General features: G+C 38.4%; 17 protein-coding genes. 9 read left to right on the forward strand and 8 right to left on the reverse strand.

Annotation, left to right across the window (positions count from 1 at the left end):
- Positions 1 to 11: 11 nt before the first annotated feature.
- Both ACFQZX_RS16020 and ACFQZX_RS16025 read right to left on the reverse strand, forming a co-directional pair.
- Positions 12 to 599 carry a TetR/AcrR family transcriptional regulator gene (locus ACFQZX_RS16020; protein WP_377117239.1) on the reverse strand — a complete coding sequence of 196 codons (588 nt, stop codon included), beginning with the start codon at positions 597 to 599 and terminating at the stop codon, positions 12 to 14.
- Entirely contained in the window at positions 599 to 2,203 is a 1,605-nt protein-coding gene (locus tag ACFQZX_RS16025; RefSeq protein WP_377117241.1) for an ABC-F family ATP-binding cassette domain-containing protein, read from the reverse strand. Before ACFQZX_RS16025 ends, ACFQZX_RS16020 begins: the two co-directional genes overlap by 1 nt.
- A gap of 169 nt (positions 2,204 to 2,372) precedes the next feature.
- Between ACFQZX_RS16025 and ACFQZX_RS16030 the strand changes: the two genes are divergently transcribed.
- From ACFQZX_RS16030 to ACFQZX_RS16045, 4 genes are all read left to right on the forward strand, one after another.
- Positions 2,373 to 3,335, forward strand: coding sequence for a heme-binding domain-containing protein (locus tag ACFQZX_RS16030; protein ID WP_377117243.1), 963 nt, complete (start codon positions 2,373 to 2,375; stop codon positions 3,333 to 3,335).
- Between the two features lies 1 nt (position 3,336).
- Positions 3,337 to 3,777 carry a hypothetical protein gene (locus ACFQZX_RS16035; RefSeq protein WP_377117245.1) on the forward strand — a complete coding sequence of 147 codons (441 nt, stop codon included), beginning with the start codon at positions 3,337 to 3,339 and terminating at the stop codon, positions 3,775 to 3,777.
- Positions 3,778 to 3,848: 71 nt separating this feature from the next.
- Positions 3,849 to 4,868: a sensor histidine kinase gene (locus ACFQZX_RS16040; protein ID WP_377117247.1), complete on the forward strand. Its 1,020-nt coding sequence runs from the start codon at positions 3,849 to 3,851 to the stop codon at positions 4,866 to 4,868.
- Positions 4,849 to 5,610: a LytR/AlgR family response regulator transcription factor gene (locus ACFQZX_RS16045; RefSeq protein WP_377117250.1), complete on the forward strand. Its 762-nt coding sequence runs from the start codon at positions 4,849 to 4,851 to the stop codon at positions 5,608 to 5,610. The genes ACFQZX_RS16040 and ACFQZX_RS16045 overlap by 20 nt, the downstream gene beginning before the upstream one ends.
- A 144-nt stretch (positions 5,611 to 5,754) precedes the next feature.
- On the opposite strand, the gene ACFQZX_RS16050 is transcribed toward ACFQZX_RS16045, so the two are convergent.
- The gene (locus ACFQZX_RS16050; RefSeq protein ID WP_377117252.1) at positions 5,755 to 6,495 is read right to left on the reverse strand and encodes a LytR/AlgR family response regulator transcription factor; all 741 of its coding nucleotides are present in this window, start codon (positions 6,493 to 6,495) and stop codon (positions 5,755 to 5,757) included.
- Positions 6,458 to 7,306: a sensor histidine kinase gene (locus tag ACFQZX_RS16055; protein WP_377117254.1), complete on the reverse strand. Its 849-nt coding sequence runs from the start codon at positions 7,304 to 7,306 to the stop codon at positions 6,458 to 6,460. The genes ACFQZX_RS16050 and ACFQZX_RS16055 overlap by 38 nt, the downstream gene beginning before the upstream one ends.
- 4 nt (positions 7,307 to 7,310) lie before the next feature.
- On the opposite strand from ACFQZX_RS16055, the gene ACFQZX_RS16060 reads away from it, so the two are divergent.
- From ACFQZX_RS16060 to ACFQZX_RS16070, 3 genes are all read left to right on the forward strand, one after another.
- Complete coding sequence (locus tag ACFQZX_RS16060; protein WP_377117256.1) at positions 7,311 to 7,538, forward strand: hypothetical protein; 228 nt, start codon at positions 7,311 to 7,313, stop codon at positions 7,536 to 7,538.
- 319 nt (positions 7,539 to 7,857) lie between these two features.
- Positions 7,858 to 8,325: a hypothetical protein gene (locus tag ACFQZX_RS16065; protein ID WP_377117258.1), complete on the forward strand. Its 468-nt coding sequence runs from the start codon at positions 7,858 to 7,860 to the stop codon at positions 8,323 to 8,325.
- A gap of 10 nt (positions 8,326 to 8,335) precedes the next feature.
- Complete coding sequence (locus ACFQZX_RS16070) at positions 8,336 to 9,175, forward strand: hypothetical protein (RefSeq protein WP_377117261.1); 840 nt, start codon at positions 8,336 to 8,338, stop codon at positions 9,173 to 9,175.
- A 486-nt stretch (positions 9,176 to 9,661) separates the two neighbouring features.
- On the opposite strand, the gene ACFQZX_RS16075 is transcribed toward ACFQZX_RS16070, so the two are convergent.
- A complete protein-coding gene (locus ACFQZX_RS16075; protein WP_377117263.1) occupies positions 9,662 to 10,222 on the reverse strand; it encodes a hypothetical protein in 561 nt (186 codons plus the stop codon).
- 127 nt (positions 10,223 to 10,349) lie between these two features.
- On the opposite strand from ACFQZX_RS16075, the gene ACFQZX_RS16080 reads away from it, so the two are divergent.
- On the forward strand, positions 10,350 to 10,661 hold the full coding sequence (locus ACFQZX_RS16080; protein WP_377117265.1) for a hypothetical protein: 312 nt from the start codon (positions 10,350 to 10,352) through the stop codon (positions 10,659 to 10,661).
- A 47-nt stretch (positions 10,662 to 10,708) separates the two neighbouring features.
- Here the strand turns inward: ACFQZX_RS16080 and ACFQZX_RS16085 are convergent, their stop codons facing one another.
- Both ACFQZX_RS16085 and ACFQZX_RS16090 read right to left on the reverse strand, forming a co-directional pair.
- Positions 10,709 to 11,569: a hypothetical protein gene (locus ACFQZX_RS16085; RefSeq protein WP_377117267.1), complete on the reverse strand. Its 861-nt coding sequence runs from the start codon at positions 11,567 to 11,569 to the stop codon at positions 10,709 to 10,711.
- Positions 11,557 to 13,845 (reverse strand): Piwi domain-containing protein, encoded by a 2,289-nt coding sequence (locus tag ACFQZX_RS16090; protein WP_377117269.1) that lies wholly within the window; start codon positions 13,843 to 13,845, stop codon positions 11,557 to 11,559. The genes ACFQZX_RS16085 and ACFQZX_RS16090 overlap by 13 nt, the downstream gene beginning before the upstream one ends.
- Before the next feature lie 227 nt (positions 13,846 to 14,072).
- Here ACFQZX_RS16090 and ACFQZX_RS16095 point away from each other — a divergent pair, with 227 nt between their 5' ends.
- Positions 14,073 to 15,503 (forward strand): hypothetical protein, encoded by a 1,431-nt coding sequence (locus tag ACFQZX_RS16095; protein ID WP_377117271.1) that lies wholly within the window; start codon positions 14,073 to 14,075, stop codon positions 15,501 to 15,503.
- A gap of 546 nt (positions 15,504 to 16,049) precedes the next feature.
- Here the strand turns inward: ACFQZX_RS16095 and ACFQZX_RS16100 are convergent.
- Positions 16,050 to 20,327: an Eco57I restriction-modification methylase domain-containing protein gene (locus ACFQZX_RS16100; RefSeq protein WP_377117273.1), complete on the reverse strand. Its 4,278-nt coding sequence runs from the start codon at positions 20,325 to 20,327 to the stop codon at positions 16,050 to 16,052.

The following is a 20,327-nucleotide window of genomic DNA, read 5'->3' on the forward strand; positions in this document are numbered from 1 at the left end:
GCTCCGCATTTCTATTTGAACATGGTGCGCATGATCAATTCCCTGCGCTCAGCGATCAGTTCATCAAATTGCTGTTCATTCATCCCAAAGAATTGCCGGTATATGGGAGACATCATAATTGGGTAGGATAGTAATGAGAAAAGGTTGATCAGAAAATGTTTAGGATCCGTTTTTTCGATCGTCCCCAACTGCATTTCTTTTTCAATTTCATTTAAAAAGGACGATACCGGGCCCACATCAATTTTTGTCACCAGGTCTTGCCCGGTAGTATTGATCTCGGTAACCAGGAACACCTCCTGAAAAGGGTATTCCATCATTTCGTTTGTAAACACGTCAATCAATCCCTGTATTTTTTTCCTAAAAGGCATCTTAGCCGACATTACGTTTCCCAATAGCAGGCTCAAGGCTTGCATAGATTCAGCAAAGACCAAAGCGATTAACTGATTCCTTGTTCTGAAATAATAATGGACAGCCGACCTGTTCATACCAGCAGCATCAGCGATGTCCTGTGTGGTAGCGTGCAGTTTTCCTTCTTTGAAGAATAGCTTTTTTGCGGTCGATTTAATAAGTTCTTCGGTCCCTGTATCTTTTGCTGGCATTATAATTTATTGTACTTTTTAAGTTCTGTTATTTTATCTACGGTAATTTCCTTTACAAAGTACTCGTCGTGTGAGATCACTAACAAAGTTCCTTCGAAATCCTTAACGGCGGCTGTCAGTACTTCCAGGCTTTTAATATCCAGATTATTGGTCGGCTCATCCAGGATCAGCATATCAGGCGCATGATCTGATACGGATAAGCAGCATAATGCCAACTTCATCTTTTCACCACCACTTAAAACACCGCTCTTTTTGTTCCAGGCATTATTATCGAACTGGGCATATATCAACAGCGACCTGAGCTCATGCTCCTGCAATTGCCGGCTGTTGAAGTGCTGTACCTGTTCAAAAACGCTTTTCTCGGTATCTAGCATGGTGTAATCCTGGTCGAGGTACAAATAATTGAAATTCGCCCGTTCTAGTCGCCCGTCCGTTGGTTGCAGCACCCCGGCAATGATCTTGAGTAAAGTTGTCTTTCCTGCACCATTAGCACCTTTGATGTGCATTCGGTCGCCCGAACGTATTTGAAACGTCAGCGCGTCCCATAAAGGATGCTTGTCAAATCCATACGTGATCTCCCGTGCGTCAACCAACACCTTGCCTTCATGCATTCCTGATGAGGTAATATCTATTTTGAGAACCTGATATTGCTGAATTTGACTGCGTATTTGCCTGATGTTGTCGCTGATATGATCCAGTTTTTCGTTTTGGGCGTTCAAGGCCTTTGCTGTACTGCCTTGAGCCTGGCTTTTCAGGCCTCCCGCAATAATGCGGGGCAGCGAGCCGGATCTGCCTTCTGCCTTGCCGCGGCTCTCCATCCGCTGCCTTTTTTCTGTAACCTCTCTTGTTTTTGCCTGGCTTTGCTTCATTGTTTTGGTCTGCTCGTGCAGGTCACTTTCCAGGGCATTTAACTTTAAGACTTTCTGTGCCCGGTAAAAATCAAAGTTGCCGCCGTAAATTTCTACACCTCCTGCACTCAGCTCAAGCGTTACCGGTAATAGGTTAAGCAGGGCTCGGTCATGGCTTACAACCAGAATTGTTGCGCGACTATTACTAATAAGCCGGTACAGCTGGTCGCGACTGTCTGTATCTAAATGGTTAGAAGCTTCGTCAAGTAAGATGATCTCAGGATCGTGAAGCGTGATCCCGGCTAAGAAAACCTTGGTCTTTTCGCCGCCGCTTAATTCATGCAGTCTTTGTGAAGGAGATAGATGCTCCAAATGCCATTCCGCCAGAGCTGAATGTAATTTATCTTCGATCTCCCAGTCATCGTTCAGGTCATTAAAGTCTTTAATATCGACGCTGCCCTCAGTTATAGCTTTCAGAGCCGCTAATTTCAAGTTGATCCTTAAAGCCCGTGCAATGGTCATCTCATTATATTGTCCCAAATGCTGCGGCACATACCACGGTTTAGCCTGACTAATCACCCGGCCTGTTGTCGGAGCAAGAACACCTGCTACAATTTGCAGTAAGGTAGACTTACCTACGCCATTATTACCTACTAATGCAACTTTATCACCCTTGTTGATGGAGAATGCAATATTATGAAAGAGTAGCGTTCGGTCAGTATGACTATAACTTACTTCGTTGACGATTATGCTCATAAGACGCAAAAATATGCCATCTTTTTTGTTCAACAAAATTGTTTAAATAAATTAGTGGAAATGTCGAGATGCTTGGTTGTCTAGTTCAGGGGCGGTTATGTCCACTTCGCGCCATTATTGGTGGTGCAAAATTAAGCTGGGCTATAGCTTAGTTAAAAAATTACGCAGCATGGTAAGTTCAAAAAAACTTAGAAGGCTTTGGCCGATAGCCGGAATACTGTTAGTGGGGATCATTTCCATACAGTTTATACAGGTTCCGGTGCAAAACGATAAAGTAACGCACCCGATCAATGCACCGGAAGAAGTGACCAAAATTTTTAGGAAAGCCTGCTATGACTGTCATTCCAACGAATCGAAATTCAATTGGTATGATAAGGTAGCTCCGGTATCATGGCTGGTCGATCATGATGTTAAGGAAGCCCGGTCGCGCTTCAACTTTTCCACCTTTGACACGCTTAGCGCAACAGATCAGCAGGTGCGTTTATGGGAAATGGTGAACATGGTACTTGCAGGTAAAATGCCGCTGAACAGTTATACCACACTGCATCCAGAGGCTAAGCTTACCCCGCACGATGTAGAAGTACTTAAAAACTATGTATTGAGCATCAGCCCGACAAAATACCATGATAGTACGCAGATTAAAAGCGCTGAAGAAGAGCAAAAAGTTTTGGGAGATAAGTCAACTATTTCTAAAAAAATACCGATGGGGCCCAATGGCGTCCGGTTCATTCCGGATTACAAAAACTGGGAAGTGATCAGTACGACCAGCCGATTTGATAACCACACAATGCGCGTGATCTACGGAAACAAAGTAACCGTTAACGCCATCCGAGGCGGGCGTATCAAACCTTTTCCGGATGGTGCAGCAATTGTCAAAGTAGTTTACAACATCATTGAGGAAAAGAATGGTGAAGTTCACCCGGGAGCATTGAACAACATCCAGATCATGATCAAGGATGAGAAGCGTTTCCCTGAGAGTAAAGGCTGGGGATTTGGCAAATTTAATGGTACCGATCTTAAACCTTATGGTGAAACCGCGGCATTCAACACCACCTGCTACAATTGCCACAAGATAGCTGATGAAACGGGCTATGTGTTCAGCATTCCATTAGAAAATAAAAATCTTAAATAAAATGATACGCACGAAGATATTTGCATTATTACTATCTGTAGTTGCCGGATTTTCCGGATGCGCTAACAATACCTCCGATGATGCCCGAAAAAGAACCGTTTACAACGCTCATGGCCTGAAAGTGATCACCTCTTTTTCTGACCGTAAACAGCGAACCATATCCCTTTTGTATGGTAATGCACCCGCCTTACAAAGTGCCAAAACAGGCATACACCATAAGGGTGAGCTATTTGAATTGGTAACATTTAAGCAGGCCGATAATAAATACTGGTATGGCAGTTACATCAATGGTGCGGTTCAAAGTATCGAACTGGTCACTTCATATGATAAAGATAAAAATGTCATCGCCTTTAAATATAAGATACCTCAAGGCCAAGTTCCGGGTGATGCCGATGCCAGAATAAAAAGCATTACCTCGCACCGGGCATTGGTGTTTCCATAGCAGTTCAGTAAATGGAGCTAAATAAATAGCTTTGTTCATTATCAGCCCGTTGGCTGACCAATACAATCTAAATGAAAAGATTACCACTACATATATCACATACCACTATCTGGGTCAGCGCTGTTACCCTGGGTTTGCTTTCATCTGTACCGCAACTGGCCTCTCATAAGTTTAACGTTGCTGAGGCGGCGGTCAACGCCGGCATTACCGCTGCCTTTGCCGTGCTGATGTGGTATTTCAATATCAACATGCTCTCACGGAAAAAAGATAGTAAACGCGTGCAAAGCATATCTTACACCAAATTGCTTAGTTCGTTGCTATTCGGGCTTGTGGTCATGTTCGGATTAGCATGGGTGCAGCAGCTAATACTGTCGCATATCAATTTCGGACCCACCATGCTGATGGTTGAGGTACGGGGTATACTCATCAACCTGGTATTTTACATGTTTTTAAATCTTTTACAGCAGAACTATGAAAACCAGCATGTCAGTATGGAATTGGACAAGATCAAAAGCGATAATCTGGCGGCTCAGTATGAATTGTTGAAGCAGCAAATCAACCCGCATTTTCTATTTAATAGCCTGAATACCTTAAAGTCCATGGTAGAAACGGGCGACAAAGAGGCGGTTGACTTTATCCTCAAGCTTTCCAACTTCTACCGTTTTACACTCGAGAGTCGTAAGCTGGACCTGATACATGTGCAAGAAGAAATGGAAATTATGAATGCCTACCTTTTTTTGCAAAAGGCCCGCTTTGAGGAAGGTTTAAAATTCACCTCAACGCTTACCGAACGAACACTGAAGACCTTGATACCACCATTTACACTACAATTATTAATAGAAAATTGCATCAAGCATAATGTTGTTTCCCTAAGCCGCCCTTTAAACATCGCTATTACTGAAGATGGTGAATACATCATTGTAGAAAATGTATTGCAGGTAAAAAAAGGAGATGTGAGCTCAACGGGTGTCGGACTGAAAAATATAAGTTTACGTTACAGTCACCTGCTTGATAAAAATATTGAGATTACAAATGACGATAAAATTTTTAAGGTAAAACTGCCGCTTATTTATGAACATCATAATAATTGAAGACGAGCTACGGACAGCCCGTTCTTTGGAAACTATCATTAAAGAAATAAAGCCAAATGCCAGCATTACCGGCCGGTATCAAAGCGTAGAAGATTCAGTCGCTGCGCTTTCTGAAAACACGCAACCCGATTTGATATTTATGGATATCCAGCTGGCAGACGGTTTGTCTTTCGAAATATTTAAATCAGTAAAGATCACCTGCCCAGTAGTATTTTGCACGGCTTTTGATGAATATTCGCTGGAGGCATTTAAGAGCAATGGTGTAGACTACGTTTTAAAGCCTTTCTCCAAGGATGACATCAAAGAAGCCTTGCGAAAGGTGGATGATCTGAAGAATTTTTTTCAACAGAAGACAACGCCTGATATCGAAAGTTTGCTACAGCGGCTTAGTCCGCAAAGCGGCAAAACGAGCTTTTTGGTTTTTAAGAATCAAAAGTACGCTACGGTCCAAACAGATAATATTTCTTTTTTCTACATACGTAATGATTCCACTTCTTTAATGTGTTTTGACGGACAGGAATATGCGCTGAGCCAGTCTCTTGATAATATTGCCGCTTCTGTTTCAGCAAAGCAATTTTTTCGGGTGAACCGCCAGTATCTGGTCAACTTCAAAGCAATTAAAGAGGTCGAGCATTATTTTCTGCGCAAGCTTTATGTCAAACTCGTAATTGATACGCCTGAAAAGCTGCTGATCAATAAAGAAAAATCACACAGTTTTTTGACCTGGATGGAAGAGCGCTGAAATTTCATGTCTGATTGAATAACATCGCCATATTTAGCTATGGTTCGAGCCCAGCTTCAGGACTTACTAGGCTTGTCCCCAGACTGGACACAATTCGAACCATTTTGTAGAACAATTAAAGATTTTAAATGCATTGGCTATTGCCTAATATAACCCCCTTTGCTTGTTCAAGGTATCTAATACCTGTAGCCGATAGAGCTTTCCAATAGGTACGATATTGCTTTCTAAATTTATTTCCTCCTGCGTGTAAGAATCGATCCTATTTACTGATACAAGATAAGACCGATGCACTCTAATAAATGATGATGCAGGCAGCATAGCTTCAAGCGATGTGATCGCATACTTGGTTATGACCGGGCCTTTAGTGGTGTTTATTTTGACGTAATCTTTTAAGCTCTCGATGTAAAGAATATCATTAAGCATGACCTTTACCATTTTTCGGTCGGCCCGGAAATAAAGGAAAGCATGATCAGCAGCGTCCTGTGTATTAAAGAGCGTTTGGTCATCAGAACGGCCCTCCTGCTCGGGCAATGCCTTCATGGCCGCTTTCAGGAACCGATCAAAACGGATGGGCTTGACCAGGTAATCTGTAACATCAAGCTCAAAGGCCCTGACCGCATATTGTTCAAAAGCGGTCGTCAGGACTATCTTTGGCGGATTAACCAATGTGCCTATCAGATCCAACCCCGTGACCTGTGGCATCTGAATATCAAGAAAAAGCAGATCGATGTGGTGTTGCTTGAGCATGGTAATGGCCTGCACGGCATTACCGCATTCCCCGATGAGGCTAAGCATCGGTATCTGGCTAATATAACGCCGCAGTACCTCCCTTGCGGGCGGCTCGTCATCAACGATGAGGCAGTTGTATTTCTTGTCCGGTTGCATGATAAACATTATTGACCACTTTGGCACGTGCGTTTGCCAGCGTTATCGTCAAATTGACAATGTACATTTCTTCTTCGTTATTGATCACCAACTCATGTTGACCCGGATACAAAAGTTCCAGACGTTTGCGGACATTGGCGATCCCGATCCCAGGGTTCGAATTGTTAACGGTGGCCGGCTTGCCATTAATCAGTTTCATCGACAGTTCATCATTATTTATATAAACAGCAAGACTGATCCAGGGGTGCTCGGTTATCTGGCTTGCACCGTGTTTGAATGCATTTTCAACGAAGGGTAAAAGCAATAGCGGGGCGATCAAATGATCGGTAAATTTTGGTATTTGAATAGATAAGTCTAAACCGTCATCATAGCGGGCCGACTCCAGCTGAAAATAATCTTTGATCATTTTCAGCTCTTTGTCAAGCGGCACTAACGGCTTGCTACAATCGTAGAGGATATAGCGGAGTAGTTGGGATAGGCCCATGATCATTCCGGATGCCTTCTCGGATACTTCCTGTGTGAAGGAGTAAATATTATTAAGCGTGTTGAACAGGAAATGAGGGTGCAGCTGCGCTTTTAGCATTTGCAGTTCAGCATTCGCTTTTTCCTTTTCCAGCATCAGGGCAGCTTGCTGCCTTTCATAGAAGCACTTCATCAACTTGATCGCAGCGGCTACACCGCCTACGGTAATACTTCCCCGCAAACCAGCCAGCATGGCTACACCGAATTGTATATAAAATGCAGGATGAGGCTCACGGGCAACGAGCGGCGACATATTATCAGCATTCAGATGACGTATGTAGTCGATCACTGTTATGGATAAGACTGCTGATAATGCTGCCGTTAAAAAAACTAATACGATCGTGCTTATAGTAGCCCAGCCATATCTGCCTGGCAACACCAATTTAGGAATGACCAGGTACATCAGTATATATGCCAAAAATATACTTGGGATCAAGTACATGAAGGTTTCCGGCGAGGTGATGATCAAGCGATGGAGAAATGATTGTCGCTGCAACGCAGGTGAGGGCGAGAACGAGTAAAGCAAAAGCTGGAACAGGAACCAGAGCAGCCAAAAGATTAGATGCCGCGACAACCGCCATTTGATATTGTTGGAATAAATAAATGGTATTTGCTGCATCGAATTTAATTATCATACTAAGATACATATAGGCTATCAAAGCAAACTATTTCCGGTGACATATTCGACAAACGTAACTATGCAGTCTATCAGATCATTTCGTCGACGACGAAATGATCTGATAGACAAAGATCAGGTGTATGTTTTCGAAATGGCTACATCGGGCTACTTTCCAGCATTCATATGATCAACGCCGGTACATTTGAATAAAAACAAATACTATGAAATCATTATTCACCTTAATTTTTTTGACTTCTTTATCGCTTGGTGCGTTCGCGCAGATCGATACGACGAGCTATCAAAAGGAGCGACAGGAGATCCGGCAACTCCTGCGGAGCCAGGGCCCTGGAACAAACATCGATTGCGCGGATATGATCGCCGTCGGTCCCAAAGGCGATATTTCCTTCACCCGTCAGCAATGGATAGACGCTCAGAAAAAGGAAAAACTGGTATTCAAGTCTGTTAGGCCTATACCCGGCAATGAGTTCATCAGGATCTATGATGGCACCACCGCAGTGGTCAATTTGCTAATCAATGTTAACATTCTTGTTGATGGCCGCGATCTGAATATCAAGGTCCGCCGGTTGGAGGTCTACCACAAGACCTCCGGTAACTGGTGCCGCGTAGCTGGCCAGGGCACGCAAGTAGACGAGAACCTTTTTCCGGTAAATACAAACCATAAACCTTAACCATATCACCATGAAAAGAATGATCAGGTCCATTCTTGCGTTTATCTTGATCAGCACGTTGCTGCTTGGCGTAGCCTGTAAAAAAGATAAAACACAAAGAGATCCGGACAAAGACACAAAAGGGCTTTACAGCTTTTCAAACACAGAATATACAGGCATTGCAAACGTAGGCAATCATTACTATCCGCGTCCGTTATCCTTACGGTTTGGGGCTAAGGACAGTGTTACCGCGTGGTCGCACTTAACGCTAACCCAATGGCGTCGGGGTGATGTGCACGGCAAAATAACAAAGGTTGAAGAAGATGCCCAGGGCCAAACACAGGTTACTATACTTTTTGATCTGCCGGGAGATGAACAATTCAATTCGCCGCAGGTGTATACCATCTCGGCCGATAAGTCAAAGATAACCGGTGGTACTTCGCCCATCATATCCATGGTTGATATGAAATTATTTCCTAAAGATGCGCCAAGTATTGTAGGCACCTGGGAACAGCCTGAACACCCGGAATGGTTTCCGGATGTGAACGCTATTATCTTTCTTAATCCAAGTGAAACTATACCAGGGCAAACCATATATACCCAAAACGGAAAAGTAATATATGCCACTGGCGACCAGTCTTTACTCCATAGGGTAAATTACAAACAAGATGGTTCACGTATTACTTTTTATGGAGCGCATCCCACATTGTCTGAAATTTATGATATACCGTATTATGGTGTGCTTTCGGCAGACGGAAAAACATTATACGTTGACCCCTATGAATTTACAGCCGCCAGGATCACCACAACATTGAGTACTTTTGATTGGTACGGGCCAAAAGGTAAAACGCCGTGGTTGCTGAGGAAATAAAAAAGTCAATAAATTATCTGCCAGATAGTAAAAACTTCACCATTTAAAGGCTAAATGGTTTTGTGCAGTAAAAGAACTGTATTTGGAAATTATCGTAAAGCGGTTAGCCGATAAATACCATAAATTATCATCGTTATAAAAAAATGCCATCAAATTTTACTTTGATGGCATTTGCTTCCCCAGACTGGACATAATTCGAACCACCTCGTAGAACAATTAAAAGTTTTAAATGCATTAAGGTTTGCTCTTGAATGATTTATGCTACTTATCAGTCAAGCAAAGGTCGACGACATTATTGTCGTTGACCTTTGATATACAAATGCTCTTGCTCGCGATCAGCGAGATTGAATTGGATTAGCCAGACTACTTTTCTTTGAAAAGAAAAGTAGCAAAAGAAACATAAGCCAATAAAGATTTCTTTGAGATAATAATGGAGAATAATTAGGTTTAATTGGAGAAAATTTCTCCCTTTTGTAAAACGACAAATTACTGACCATTGGATAATTTCTCAAAGAACTTTTGAGTGATGTAATCAAAACCAGCTTCCGTAAGCTTTTTAAAAACCGCGTTAAGAAAAGCAGTCCCTTTTTTTTGCGGCTGATCCATATTTGTGATGTAAGATTGTATATAGTCGTTAATCTCTTGAAAGGCGAACAATTTATCGTTGCTTATTCTGTGGAATTCAATGTTTTCTGCGTCATTTCCTACTACTTTAAAAAACACAATAGAAGGTAGCGGTATCGAATCATTTACTGAAAGAGCATTAACAAAAATATTGTTGAATTGGTCGACTAAATCCCGTTGTTCTGAGTTCAAGTAAAAAATTGTTAGCTCCTTACCAGATAAGCGATCCAACTTTGTGAATACCTTTTCATTTTTTAAAGTCAAGAAAACATCACCATGTTCAAAATCAAACAAAATGAAAGCAAAAGACTTTGCTCTTCCATTTCGTAGATGCTCATAACAAATTTCAAAAAAATGGGCTAAAAAATTTTCAAAGCTGTAGCCAATACCTCCGCTGGGTTGACGTGAATAAATTGGGTTCATAATTATAGAGTGATTAAGGTTAAACTCATGCTTTTAAATGACAGATTAAATTACGAAGATAATTGTCTCGAATAACAGTATATAAAACTCAGTTTGAATTTTTATTTTTAAACAAACTCAAAAAACAATGACAGACAAGATTAAAAAAGCAATTGAATCACAAAAACAGCTTATAATAAGATATTTAGAAATGGACTTTGATTTAATTATCGATCCATATATCTATGGCGAAGATTTATTTCAGCAAGAATTCGTATGGGCATGGTTTGACCATAGCGGTACGTGTTATAAGTTTTTTACTGAGCATATCAAGTCAGTAAAGATTTCTAAACAAGGATTTGAGGTGCAAAATGGAATTGAATATTATTACGCAAGCGAGGAAAGTTTTTGGGCTTTTAATGAAAGCATTAAACATTACATAACATTTAAAGGAAATTAATTAACCAACCACTGAATAGCATGTTACTAATACGATAAGCCGATTGTCTATATTTCGACACCCGTATGTCCTAATATTCTCCTTAGAACTATTTCTATTTTGACACTAAATCCGCCGAAGTAATTCCCTATCCCAGCGCCCAATAAACCCGTGACAATAGCAATATCATTCGCTTTTTCTTTTAGGGCTGGAGTAAGCCCGACTAATTTATAAATCCCATAAACAGCAAAAAGTATTAAGACGTTGTATATCACTTTAGCTGTGATCTTCATGCGTTTTAGAAATTTGGTCTGAAATTTTATTAATTCGTCAAATCGATGAGTGTCGGTAATTTGTCGAGATAATATTATGCCATCAAAGGCATGAAGAGAGCAAATTTTAACGATATCATTCCTATCATCGAATAAATGACTGTTCGTTATTATTTCGTTATATGCGGCATCTTGCAAATTTTTAGCAACTTCTTGAGATCGGATTAAGACTGCAAAACAATATGCGATACTATGATTGTTGCTTTTACTCCCAAAGTCGTCAATCAAGATATTTTCAAAGGTCGTTGTAATTGAATTTTTGGCCTTTAATTTTAAAATTTGATTGATCCATGATTTATCGTAATTGAATTTTACTAAACCAGCTATTAAAACGAAAATTAAAAAATCATTATGAACGAAAGGCGATTGTGCACCTGATTGGGGTACCCGCCTGTTGATAACAGCATACGCTTTTTGAAATGCTTCCGCATCATTATTTAAAATACTATTAATGCTGTCACTATAAACGCTATCAATCTCATTCAACTCGTCGGATACATGAGGTTTCCTGCGGTTTATAAACTCGTTGAATGACGATAATAGCCAGTTACCTGCTACTTCTTGTAAATATGTAGACCTGCTTTCTAAAGGAACCATTTTTTTCTCTTTAAACTATAATTCAAACGGTCTGCATCCCAACCATTTACATTTCTCATCTTGCTAAGTAGTTTAGAAATCAAGTTTGAATACAACATGGTCGCTGGTAATTCAGCCGGTAAAAAACTACGCCAGGACAAATAAGTGAATGAGAATATTTGTTGTACAATGTAAGCCAGATCATAATACAACATATCATTAAGTTCAGGATTATTGTAATTCCCTTGAGGTGTCCTGATTTTAATTTGAATAGGTGTGCTCATAGCTTGTTTAGCTGTTTTTAAATCTTTTACACCGAGCATTTGGACAATGCAAGTTTCTGAATCCAAAAACACATTGGTTGCGCGGTTAGGGATATATGCACCTTTACCATTTACACCCGGCTGGTTTGGGTCAAATAATAGATGAGGATGGGATTTGCTAATGGTAACGAAAGCAAACTTGATACGATACTTTGTGATATCTTTTACAAATCGGCTTATTACATCAAATTCAGTGTTCTTTACAGGCTTGAAGATATGAAAAATCAATCTAACGGTGTCGCCCTCTTGCCAACCTTGTTCACTTTCCAACCTATTGAACGACGATTTTAAGCTATTTAAAAGTTCTTCAAAATAATTTTCAAAGGCAACATCCTTTACTTTATCACCAAGTAAATATTGCCCATCACTTGACAAGAAAGTTGTTATTCCGACTATTTTAGACTGGTCTGCTCCCTTGAACTGGTTCTTTCTGATCCAACTATGTCCAATCCCTATAATGATTTCCCGATCAACTGAGCGATTAGCGGGTAATACCCAAGGGGTGCCACCAAGTTTTGCGTACAACTGTAAGCAAATTGAATTTAATATATATTCGTTGTAGGTTTTGATCCTTTCTGTTAATACATATTGAACAGGTATTTCGTAAGAAAGTAGTTTTCCTTTTAATTGGTAATACGGGTTATCTGCATCCTTCAATTTTCTGAACTCGTTTGGGATTTCAATAATTGCCAAATCAGGACGGAATTCCTGATCCCATTCTTTCATTACCCGGATATATTCCGCCAATGTGAACGCAGACAATTCATTTATCTGGAAATTCACTTCAGTTAACTCATATTTTTTTTGAAATCCTTTGATAAAATACCGGGAACTTGGGATACCGTCTTTAAGGTCGGCTAAAAACTTTGAAAAATAGCCTCGGTTTTCCCTGTGGCAAATACATAAAACAGACGGCGATTTTATATCGAAACTAATACTATCATAAGGGCCAAAGTTTGAAAGCCCAAGATCAGGGTTATTGTTATTTGTTTTTGTGCCGGCCGGATCAAAAATGAAAGTAGGAGTTTTTAAATCAAAGGTGTTGGTAACTTCTAATGGCTTGTCTTGAACCGTAAAATAAAAGCCATCTTTATTCATAAACTCGATACTGTGACCATCGAGTTTGCTTGAAAATAAAGCCTTTGCGATTTCACAAATTTCTGTGTGAAGACTTTTGGTATTGTAAATTTCTTGTTTCTTACTCTCAATATGATTTAAAATTTGGCTTGTTTTATCAGGTGACAAGGCGAAATCTAAATAGTTCGCTATATTGAACTTGGTTTTTCGGATAAACAACTCAGTTAGCGGAAAAACTTGTTCTCCCTCATTGGTCAATACCTTCGCCGTTTCATCGTTTATAATTTCAGAAATTATTCCAATAAACTCTTCATTTGGAGCAAGGATACCACAAGAGCCTGGATAGATTTCGGAGTGAAGTACTTCAACGTTCAGCAGGTTATATCCCTCTAAATTCAGCGTAGCACAATTTTTTTCAAATATCCAGTTGCGAGCGATGTTAATTACGAAACCGAATTGCTGTTTACCTGCGATTGTTGCTAACCTAAGTTGCACTTCAATCATCTTTTTGTAGCCTATGCGCCCTTTAAGCTGATTCGGTAATAGATCAAATAATAAATCATCTTTCTCTTTGCTGGAAAAGAAACGAAAAGGATAAAAATCTACTGGAGTATAGGATATGAAACGCTTTTTAAATGTCCTAAAAAAAATGTGCTTAATTAAGGAAGCTGTGATTTGGTTATCTCCATAAACGTTTTTTGATGTCGTATTAGTTGCTATATCTATTCCTGAATCAGAATCTGAATTTGATAAATAAATATTCTCTCCGAAACGGAAAAAAGAATGAGAAGTATTATAGCGTCTTCGTAGATCTAACAACAACTCGTCGCTATAATTAACATCAGTGATTTGATAATCTGTAAATTGAAAGTTTAACGGAAAAAAATTTAATTGCATTGTATGGTCTATTATCGCTAATCGGTTTGGCTAACTAAATACTAACAAATTTAGTCATTTGCCAATAACAAAAAGTATTTCCAATAAGTTGTTGATAATATTTAATTCCCAATAAAACCCTGAAGCACTTAGAGTTCTACATTGAATATTCACCAGAAATAATTTAATATATCCTGCACTGTTGAAAGATTGCATAAATTGCAATAAATAAAAACAACCTCGTCGCAATGGAAGATCACAACAAACCTGAAATAATCAAAACTCCAAGTTATGATATACAGCTTCGCGATTTTGAAGGTGGGCTAATAAATTTTTTAGTTCAACACAATTTACCATCTGAAGGCATTTTCGTGACTGTACCTGAACGTATAAAGGTGTTTTCAAACCTCGATAGCGTTATAGCTCAAATCGATTCTAAAGAGAAAGATAGTTCGTTATATCTGTCTAAATTCATAGCCGGAGTCGCTTCAGGGCTCTTTGACGCAGCTCTAAACTACTTATGGGATGAAACTATTCTTCAAATAAGGAAGAGAGTTGTGCAATATGATTTGGAATACTTTTATGATAATGCTGTTTCTGGTGATAAAAGAAAAAGATTAAAGGACGAAAGTGACCTGAATAAAGTTGATGATTACGATCTAATAAAAGGAGCTAGAGAAATCGGTCTAATTTCTGAACTAGGCTCCAAGCATCTTGAATATATTAATTATATGCGTAATTGGGCCAGCGCAGCACATCCTAATCAAAATGAAATCACAGGGTTACAATTAGTCTCTTGGCTGGAAACATGCGTGAAAGAAGTCATATCACTGCCTATTTCAAACTTAACTATTCAAATTAAGCAATTGTTAGCAGGTATTAAAACAACTTCAATCTCATCCCAAGAAGCTCAAGAAATAGCAGTTTTTTTTACCAATCTAACTCAAGAACAGGTCAACAATTTGGTATCAGGTTTTTTCGGCATCTATACAAAGCCGGAAACAGATAGTCAGACATTGCAAAATATCAATAGATTACTGCCTGAAATTTGGGATAGAGTTGATGAGGATACAAGGGATACTTTTGGTTTAAAGTATGGAAATTTTGTTGCGGCAAACTATCAACATGAAAAAAAGCTATCAAGAGAATTTTTGCAAATAGTTAATGCAGAAAGTTATATACCAGATGATTTGCGAGTTGTTGAAATAGAAGCGGCAATAAACAATTTACTATCCGCTCATCGTGGATTGAATAATTTTTACAATGAACCATCATTTGCATCACAGTTACAAAGAATCGTTGGCAATCCACCCAAAGTTCCGAAGCAAATTAGTAAAAAATATGTTGTCGCATTGGTTGAAACGTATATAACAAATGGTAATGGAGTTACGAGAGCTGCCCAGCCAATATATGAAGACCTATTGAAAAAACTTGATTCGCATCAAGCTAATGTGGCAATACTTTCTTTTACAGATCCTAAGATTTCCGATAAGCTCCAATTTAGTTTGTGCCAAACAAAGTTTAAGGAATTAATTCAGTTAGTCAAACCAATTGTAACATCACCGCCAGTTAAGGAACTCATTGAAAAGGTTGAAAAATTTCCATCGCGCTTGGATAATTTAAAAAACGACAAGACAATTAAAACCGCAGTGGATAGTTTAAGAGTATTGTTGAAATAAACTTTAACGCACTAAGAAATGAATGATACTAAGGATACTTATAATCGGTCCCGTAAACCTAATACGTGATTCTTAAGTAGATTTATTTAAGATTCTCTATTTAAAATTTCCCTGACTAAAGAAACTTTGCAGTTCCATGAATAATTCTAAGTGAAATTTTAAAATACTTATCTAATCTTTTTTAGAGTACTATCCATGTACTTATAAGTGAAGATGAAGGGCTGGTTTTCTTCCGTTATAACTTTCATAATCTTGGGCCAAAAGTGTAGTACAGTTAATGTCAAGCTAAAAAAATCGAACCGTTGAACTAAATTTTGTTTGAACGCAAATATTTTATAACCGGCTTCAAAGTGTTTTTCAGTAATTATATCGATACCCTTTTTATTTCTATCAAATAAAAACAATACTGAACCAGGCGGTATTTCATCGGAAAAATGGTTGGTCCGTACAATTTCAAACTGCTTAGGAAACTGTAAATTATGCAATAGCTGAAGGGCTTCCGCAAGATTCTTTGGATAGTTATTATGCAGGTATACCTTAGTCATCTCAATTTAAATATGAGACAGCCGCCAAGATTTCCTCACGACTAATGTTATATTGTTCGCTAATTACACCGATAGAATCTTCCCCTTGATATGCTAACGCAACAGTTTCAGCCCAGATAGCTTCTCCATTATTAATGACAGCTTTTCCGCCTCCAAGCTTTGGATCGACTATAATTAATTTCGAATCTTTTAAAGGGAATAACCTAAGTGCTAAACCTTCTGTATCAAAGTCTATATTTTTGAAGAAGGAGACAATAATTGTCAAGTTGAATTGCCCCGTCCCGTCCAATGTTACAATGTCATCTCCAAATTTGAATATTAAGCTCTTACCTGCAACCTTCAAATTATCTCGTACATTATTTGTGGCGAACGGATAGATCTTTTGGGTTTTATTCTTAAGATCTGCACGTGCGGAAAGGATTTTTTTGAGAGGAAATTTATTATCCCTAAGTGTTCCAATTACAACCAATTCTATGATGCCGTGAAAGCTAATTTTGAGCTTTTTATGGTCTGACGATTTGCCTTTCAACCCCTCGTAATTTTCATTAGAAAGTTCTTTAAACCATCTGGAAATTTTTTCAGCCGGAATACGTGTAATTTGGACAACGTCCTGTATTGAATATATTCCTTCGTCTAAAGCGAATTCCTTCATTGTGACCGTTGGTTCAGCTAGTGGTAAATCGTCGATCAAATTATAGAAATTATTTTGATTTGCAAACTTTGATCTTTCTATAGGAAATTCGGGTAGTAATTCATTAAATGCTTCTAACACCAAATCTTTCTCGGCCTGTTCGGTGACAGGAAAGGTATTTAAAATATGAGCTAATTCCTTGCTGTCTAAACCGTAGATGTGGGCTACAATTGCGTTTATGCGCCCCGTAGCTTTAAGTCTTTGTTCGGGGTCGGTGAATGATGAATTTATATTCCAGGGGATTTGCATAACATTTTCCCATAAGTTGGAATAATGCAAGTCAGTAGCTATTAATGATAAAGTATTTTTTATTAAATCCTTGTACCAAGTCGTTTCGCGTCGCAAACGGGGGATTGGCAACTGATATATATAGAACATGTTGATGTTCTGCGAGACAATTTGGCGGATATAGTAATCAACAACAAAAGAATTTAAAAACGCACATAAATATAGCTGATCTCTGTAACTTGTTTCGGCGGCAGATACTAATACAGAGTTACCTGCAAATACATTGTGAGGAAGTATGGTCGATATTAATGTCCGAGTATTAGTGCTACTCGAAATTGCTCTTAGACCAAGCCTAAATTTTTCATATCCAAATTGCTTTCCTTCTTCGTCCTCTTTTTTACCCAATAAAGATTTTCGCCCTAAAGCTGGATCTATAACAAATCTTTTCTCTTGAGGTTTATGTAGGAACTGATGAATCATTTTTCCCTCATAAAGGGTCAAGTGTCCATCAGCAAATTGGCTTGAGAAAATTTTTGCATCATTGGTCATGTCAAATTCCCTGGTCAACTTAAACTGCCAATCACCATATTGTTCGCTTCCGAGAGTTTGGAAGGCTAAAATTTTTTCAGTAATTGAGAAATCTAACGGAAGTCTCAACTCCATAATCGACAAACTTTCAGGACTTTGTCGAAAAACAAATGATTTTGAAATTTTACTAAAGTTTTCAGATGCATGAAGAAATATGTCCAAATCATCAGCAGCAATGCATTCTCTGGGATTGATTCTGAAGGCGGCTGAAAACTCATCAGTTTCCCCACCTTTTTCGAATGATAAAAGCGCAAATTTAAACGCATGATGAACATTTTCGAACAAATACCGTTCATTTGCAAAGCCGATGAGTTGTTGAATACGACACTTATCGAAAAGCAGTTTTCGTAATTGCTTAGTGCCTAAATCTGTATATATTCCTGTTGGAATTACAATTCCGCAATAACCATTTTCTTTTAATAGGTTATAACATTGCTCAGTAAAAAGTTTAAATAAATTGATATCAGATCCGGCCTTTTTGCCATTGATGTAAGAAATTTGATTTTTGTATTGACTCGCGCTTCGATAATAAGCGCTTGTGTGCGGAAAGCGACTTAAATAATTTAACCACGCTTCTCGAACCTCAGGATCTTTCAGTAATTCATTTTGCTCTTTTTCAAAATCATGAATATCCATTTTCTTTTTAGAAATGACCTCAGAGTATTCGGAAAAAAACTCCTTTGAATTCGGTTTGAAAATTTCCCACGGCGGATTTGTTAATATAGCATCAAAACCGTTTTTTGTGCGAAAGATTTCAGAAAACTCATACCCCCAATGGAATGGTTCTAGTTCTTTAATATCATCTAATTTTACTGCTCGTTTTTCAGGCTTGCCCAAGTCATTTTTTTCAAAATCCCATTTTGATTTCAAATAAGGAATACTAAGATTCTGAAATTCATCAACTAAGATTCTGTCAAGAATTTTTTTTGCTTCATCTTCCTGTAGCTCAATGTTATTTCTCAACTTTTGAAGTTGGCTCACATTTAGATCTTTCGCACTTTTATAATTTGCTATCGAATTTTCACGCTTCTCAATGAGTTGCTGGTAATTGTTCGCGTGGGTTTCAGAAAACATATTACCTTGGATCACAGCCGCCTCAAATAGGTCGCCTTTTTTAACAATCTTTCCTTGCGTATGACGACCGATTCCATTGTAGGTGTTGAATTGATTAGGATCAACTCTCATTAAACCAATAAGTGAATTGCCGCACATGATATTAAAATCTATGTTCGGAAGCGGTTCTAGCTGTTCAACAGTTTGGGCACTTGATACCAATGCAAGAAACAACCGGAGCTTCGCAATCTCTGAAGCCTCTTCCATAATATCTACCCCATATAAATTATTAGTAATGATGGTTTTTTTGATAAAATAGCTAATACTTGGATGTTCGGTCTCTATTTGCCTTTTCCACTCAATTAAATCCTCATCCTCGAAATAGTCTATTCTTCCCAGCAGTGAAGAATAAAGATTAATAAGGACTTTCATTGCTGCAACAAGGAAGGCACCAGAGCCACAAGCAGGATCAAGTAGTTTTAAGTTAGGCAGAATTGAACTTTTAGAAAAAATCAAAAATCGACACGTTGCTGCGTCAGCATTTAACAAAACCTCATTTATTGAGGCGAAAGGATAATCTAAGGTTTTAGATTTAAAATTATTTACTTCATCGAGAATTAATTTATGAACTGTTTGTTCACAAAGATATTCGGTCATTTCCGGCCGCGTATAATATGCACCAAAGGCTTTTTGATTAATATATTTTTCAAAGATATAACCTAAGACATTAGGGTTTATTTCATCATCTTTCCCACCTGGCAAATCGTCTAAACTCCAAGAAAACTGTTCGAATAATCCTTTAGGATTATCTGATTTAAGTAAGTTTTCGAACGCCACATCTGGGATAAAAATATGAGGATATTTTTCTTCAATCTTATGCTTTAAAAACAAGCCACCATTTAGGTATTTTATCGTGCCTAAAATATTGTTTGTTTCTTTTGTTCGTTCGCGTGTGGGTTTTGCAAATCCTTCAAAAAACAGTCTATTTAAAAACTCAAGATAAAATTGATCCTTACCATAAATTTCTTTGCATTGTATTAGCTTCAAGTACAGGTAATCGTAATTCCCATTGTCAAGAAACCCTTTTTTCTGAAGAAAATAAATAAACATCAGCCGGTTAAGAATTACTGATGCATACCATCTTCTATCAGATTCATTATCAATACCCTCAATAAGCGGCAAAAATTCAATAAATTGTTGTTGATACTGCTTATAAAATTTCTTGGTAATGTGCTCTATATCAAGAGCTTTTTGAATTTTTTTTGCAACGTCGATGATTGTGATATCATCTTCTAATTCGCTTATATCGACTAAAAGAGCCGATATTTTAAAGATAAAGGCATCACCGCTTTGTCCAACCGAATAATAATGCTCACGTGGCAAGTTCTTTTTATCTTGCTTTTTTAACCAACGCCATACAGTTTGCGTTCTTTCCTCATCAACAAAAATCAAAATGTGATGAAAGTTAATTTTTAATAATTCATTGCTGAGATTTTGGCGCGTATTCGCATTTGGAATCTTGCCATCCCCTGCAATTATTTCAAACACAATAGCGCCTGACAATTCTGCAATACTTTTTCTGTAAAACTTTCCATCTTTAGTTTGAAATGGAATAGGTTGCTTTTGCTTCGGATTGTTCCAGCCCAATTCTTCACGGAAAAGATCCTGGAAACTAAAATTATGCAATAGCCTTTTCGCCGACGCTACGTTTAATGACAT

The organism is Mucilaginibacter litoreus, from assembly GCF_042676805.1.
Taxonomy (GTDB): domain Bacteria; phylum Bacteroidota; class Bacteroidia; order Sphingobacteriales; family Sphingobacteriaceae; genus Mucilaginibacter; species Mucilaginibacter litoreus.

Coding starts and splice junctions, on each gene's coding strand:
- ACFQZX_RS16030 (WP_377117243.1), top strand. CDS start 2,373: ATGGTAAGTTCAAAAAAACTTAGAAGGCTTTGGCCGATAGCCGGAATA.
- ACFQZX_RS16020 (WP_377117239.1), bottom strand. CDS start 599: ATGCCAGCAAAAGATACAGGGACCGAAGAACTTATTAAATCGACCGCA.
- ACFQZX_RS16050 (WP_377117252.1), bottom strand. CDS start 6,495: ATGCAACCGGACAAGAAATACAACTGCCTCATCGTTGATGACGAGCCG.
- ACFQZX_RS16095 (WP_377117271.1), top strand. CDS start 14,073: ATGGAAGATCACAACAAACCTGAAATAATCAAAACTCCAAGTTATGAT.
- ACFQZX_RS16090 (WP_377117269.1), bottom strand. CDS start 13,845: ATGCAATTAAATTTTTTTCCGTTAAACTTTCAATTTACAGATTATCAA.
- ACFQZX_RS16025 (WP_377117241.1), bottom strand. CDS start 2,203: ATGAGCATAATCGTCAACGAAGTAAGTTATAGTCATACTGACCGAACG.
- ACFQZX_RS16075 (WP_377117263.1), bottom strand. CDS start 10,222: ATGAACCCAATTTATTCACGTCAACCCAGCGGAGGTATTGGCTACAGC.
- ACFQZX_RS16070 (WP_377117261.1), top strand. CDS start 8,336: ATGAAAAGAATGATCAGGTCCATTCTTGCGTTTATCTTGATCAGCACG.
- ACFQZX_RS16035 (WP_377117245.1), top strand. CDS start 3,337: ATGATACGCACGAAGATATTTGCATTATTACTATCTGTAGTTGCCGGA.
- ACFQZX_RS16065 (WP_377117258.1), top strand. CDS start 7,858: ATGAAATCATTATTCACCTTAATTTTTTTGACTTCTTTATCGCTTGGT.
- ACFQZX_RS16045 (WP_377117250.1), top strand. CDS start 4,849: ATGAACATCATAATAATTGAAGACGAGCTACGGACAGCCCGTTCTTTG.
- ACFQZX_RS16085 (WP_377117267.1), bottom strand. CDS start 11,569: ATGGTTCCTTTAGAAAGCAGGTCTACATATTTACAAGAAGTAGCAGGT.
- ACFQZX_RS16080 (WP_377117265.1), top strand. CDS start 10,350: ATGACAGACAAGATTAAAAAAGCAATTGAATCACAAAAACAGCTTATA.
- ACFQZX_RS16040 (WP_377117247.1), top strand. CDS start 3,849: ATGAAAAGATTACCACTACATATATCACATACCACTATCTGGGTCAGC.
- ACFQZX_RS16100 (WP_377117273.1), bottom strand. CDS start 20,327: ATGTCATTAAACGTAGCGTCGGCGAAAAGGCTATTGCATAATTTTAGT.
- ACFQZX_RS16060 (WP_377117256.1), top strand. CDS start 7,311: ATGGATAAGACTGCTGATAATGCTGCCGTTAAAAAAACTAATACGATC.